This window comes from Providencia sp. PROV033, assembly GCF_028484855.1.
Classification (GTDB): domain Bacteria; phylum Pseudomonadota; class Gammaproteobacteria; order Enterobacterales; family Enterobacteriaceae; genus Providencia; species Providencia alcalifaciens.
On record NZ_JAMPSW010000163.1, the window covers coordinates 1 to 4,235 of the forward strand.

3 protein-coding genes are annotated in these 4,235 nt (G+C 36.5%); all 3 read right to left on the reverse strand.

The window, feature by feature from the left end:
• Positions 1 to 1,704 (reverse strand): FUSC family protein (locus PSF16_RS16775; protein ID WP_272689740.1); only part of this gene is annotated, 1,704 nt, incomplete at its 3' end.
• 228 nt (positions 1,705 to 1,932) lie between these two features.
• Positions 1,933 to 2,217: a helix-turn-helix domain-containing protein gene (locus PSF16_RS16780; protein WP_006659732.1), complete on the reverse strand. Its 285-nt coding sequence runs from the start codon at positions 2,215 to 2,217 to the stop codon at positions 1,933 to 1,935.
• A gap of 871 nt (positions 2,218 to 3,088) precedes the next feature.
• A partial coding sequence (locus PSF16_RS16785; RefSeq protein WP_272689741.1) for an inverse autotransporter beta domain-containing protein occupies positions 3,089 to 4,235 on the reverse strand: 1,147 nt, incomplete at its 5' end.

Below are 4,235 nucleotides of genomic sequence, written 5' to 3' on the forward strand. Positions count from 1 at the left end.
AGGGTGTGGACGTTGTAAATGTAACACGAGTCCTTTTAGGGCTCGTTTATGCGATTCACAAGCAGAAAATTGTTTATAAACTTGCATCAAATTGAGCCAAATTCCATGTCGGATAGCGAAGAATTGTAGGGTTTTATCAAATGAAGTGTCATTTTTTCGAGCTAATATTAACCCACTAAATAGGCGATGGCTCATTTGAGATGTAGAGGGTTTCTGTCCGGTAATAATTTTATTAAGTCCAAGTTTAAATTGTTGTTCACTAAGTAAAATTAGGTTTTGGTAACGTTTTTTGGGGTTGGTTGGGTAAATCCAATAAAAAGCGCCCATTGCGACTAGTGGTCCACAAACAATAGCGATGGCATTACCGAGGCTTTCAGGAAAACTCAAGGTAAAAGGATAACTCGGTTGCAGTAAGATCAAAGAGACCATGATGTAATCAAAGGCGATTAAAATCAGTTTACTGTGGGCAAAAACAAAAATACCACTAATGATCACGGGGACAATAAAGATGCTCATTTGCCATGAAGATGATGCAAATGGCCATAAACACCACGTACAAATTAAGGCAGCAATTGCGCCAAGAGACTGTCCTGTAAATATATTTTTCATGAACTTAGCGGGATAATCGAGAGAAGCAAACAACGCTATCATGACTGATAACCCTAATGTCAGATAGGCAAGTGCTTGCCATTGGGTCACTAGCCACAAAAAACCAACGGTGGCAATGGTGACAAAAGCACGGGCGAAGGCTTGCCAAGCCGAAATTCGGTCATGGTGTAATTTCAATTTATCGACGCGGTAATGTGCTTTGATAGACACCCCTTTTGAGACATAAAACAGAGGGATCAGGAGATTCTTTAATACGCCATTAGGACACACGGAAAGGATATGTTTCCATTGTTGTTCAGTGGGTTGTATTTTGGGGAAAGGGAAAGCCGCGATATTTTTAACATGTTCTAATTGCAGCAGAATTTGACTTTGGAAAAATAATTGCTGGCGTGCTTTTGCGACTTGTTTACGGTGATAACGCCAGCCAATACGGTTTGCCTCAAGCTGTTCATCATAGGTCGTCATTTGCTGCCAAAGTGTGTCAATTTCGTGCTTAGCAATAGGTTCTTTTTTGTATAACGAACGATGCAAAATAGTGTAAAACTGAGTATCAATTTTCTGTTTTAAAGCGATGATTGCGGTTTGTTCGCGTTTAGGTGTAAACAGAAAATTAAACACAATAGCGCATAACACCCCGACTAATATGGTCCAAAATCGATCCCAAGCAACAAAGAAAAGATTGTTAGTCGCGTGGACACTGAGCATGCTCACCATAACCGCGGAATATCCAGCCAAGAATGTCCCATAGGCCACAAAGCCTTTTTGTAATTGACCGATTCCACTGCATGCACCTAGCCATCCAGCTAAACTGATCACAAACAATAAAGGGCTGATCTGATGAAGTTGAATAAGCATCACGCCAGCCAGTACACCACTCACGGTGCCGGCAAAACGCCACCAACTTTTTTCTAATAGGTTTTCTCGCCATGGTTGTGCGGATGCCCAAACGGTCATTGCGGCCCATTGAGGATGAGCAAGTCCGGCATATTCAGCAATAAATAGCGCTAAAATCGATGCGCAGGCAGTAATCATAGCAAAACGTAAACGGTCAGAATCAAATCCGAGCCGTTGCATGAATGTGGTTGGTTGTGACATGGTTTTTCGCAGATGGATGAGTAAAACAGTGTATAGGGTAGTGCTTGTGAAGGAAAATCGCAAATAGAGGTCTAACAGCGTCTATATTGTCATGGCAGAATTTGAAATGAAATAAAAAGTAAAAGCCTTTGAATAGGCTTTTACTTTTTATACGGATGCATCATATATAGAGTAACTTTCTCAAATCAAGAAATCGTTGGTGTAAATATTGAATGATAATTACGCGATCTATGCGTAAGACTCAACGGATTCTTGGTTTTTATTTTCATATTTAATATCTTGATTGTCTTGGAATATATCACAAAATATATCACTGATATTAACATCTAATATTTTTGTTACTCTTGCTAAGCAATCTATATCAATTCGATTAACACCACGTTCATAACGAAATAGCTGTTGTTCGCTGATATTACACTCTCTTGCTAACTGGAATACAGTATAACCTTGAGATTTTCTTAATGATTTTATTTTTTGTCCAACGGCATAAGCTACAGGAAATTTTCTATTCATAAATATTCTCTATTAAATTATATTGTTGAGATAACAATCAATGTGGGTTCTCAGATTCTATAAATGACATTTAATATAATCTGTGTTTTTTCATTTTTGGTTAAATATATAGTGACCATCAAGTGCCACTCACTGAATGATATACTATACTTATAATTGTTTTCAATTAGTCTCAAAATGACGTTTTAAATATCCACATACCTATTATTATTTTTCTTAAATATTTAATCTTAAAATTAAGTTATCATTTTCAATGATTTGAATTTGAATTTACGTAATGTTAGAACAAATGTAAATTTTAATGTATTGTTTTTGATCAATATGATGTGTTGGAAATTTGCCATATTTCGATATTTGATGCCAAAAAAAACAGGAAATAAAATATTAACAATATTGGGTTTTTATATTTAATTACCCTTAATTTGGTTTGTTTCTTTCATGCTATAAGTTTATTCCACTAATGAGTCAAACTAGGAGGATCATTATTTGATCGATTTTTTGTTGTTCTTTCAAATATGCCAAGTAATAGTGTTACGATGAAAGTCATAATATCCTTATTCATGAGTTGTATTTTTTTGTTTCTAGCGTGATAGTTATTTTAGCACTCAAAATGAAAAAGATAATTGAGTGATTTTTATGATGATTGGCATTAAAAATGACCATCAGTCCTTTTAAGTCAAATTGTTACTAAGCAGTATGCTACTTTAGTAGTAAAGGATTTTTCATTACATTTTTTGATTTGAAAACCATTATATAGATGTGACTAAACTCATATTATGACTTATAGGTATATCTAAAAATCACTAATAATTTATGAGCACTATATCGGTATTACAATTTTCTAGGGTAAAAATGAAAAGAGTGTGTTTCTTCAAATCTTGTGGTGGTTGTTATGTATATATGGGTCTGCCCTTTTTAACAGCTTGCTCGCTGGTTTGTAATCTTTTATGCCTGTAAAAGCTGGTGTACCGTTCGTAACTAAATTGATTGTAGGTGTAAGAGGGTTATTAGCAGAAAAAATAGTAGGTTGTGTAACTTGTACTTGTAATATAGCATTTGGAGAAATATTACCTTTCGAATCAACCGCAACAGCGTTTATGGTATAGCGGTTTTGTACTTTTCCTCCGGATTTATAGGTCGGGAGAATAATGCTATACGCACCATTTTTTTCATCAATAACTTGACCGCCAGCAGCAACGAGGTTATCGGCATGCCAATTGATGCGGTTAAAACCATATTGACTATTAATGGTATATTTCAGGGGGATTTTTTCCCCTGAAATACCTGTTATGGATGCGTTCATGTTGAGATAAATAGTGTCGTTTTTTTTGTAATCTAACAAGATATGGTTGTTGCGACTGACAAAGTCATAACGATTGCCCATTAACGAGCGGAATTCTCCGACTGCATCAGGATCTAAGTGTTGTTTGAACGATTTTCCAAATTGGTAGCTCAGCTTTAAACCAATACGCGAATCTTGCTTACTCGCCTTACCTTGACGATGTTCTCCATTCAATGTGATCAATGGAATTGGGGTATAATTAATGCCAGCTGTAATTGAATAAGGGTTATTTTGGCGATTTTTAGTACCAAATAGAGCGGCTTCTTCTCCATAAAACTGTTCATATGTCAGTTTACCCCCAATATGTGGATAAATGGGTAGCCAGCCTTCAGCTCGAAGATCCCAACCATTAGCAGGGCGAGTGGAATAATCGGCTAAATCGCGGGAATTACGCCAGCCACTTAATCGGTGGTAGCTGTTAGCGGAAAGTTTTAAAAAGTCACGGCGGTACTCGACACCTAACCCTAAACGGGAGTGTTTACGAGAGATATCATAGTCAAAAAAACTATTTCCACCGATCATCTGGTTTTCACCATACCAACGAGTCCCTAATCCAAGGTTGGTTTCGATACGTCCTTCTTTACGGTGCAAGCTTGTTTGGGTGAACAATAAATTATTTTCTGTTTCGTAAAGTGGAAGCAGTAAGTCAATTTGTGAGTTTTTTAATGAGAACTTT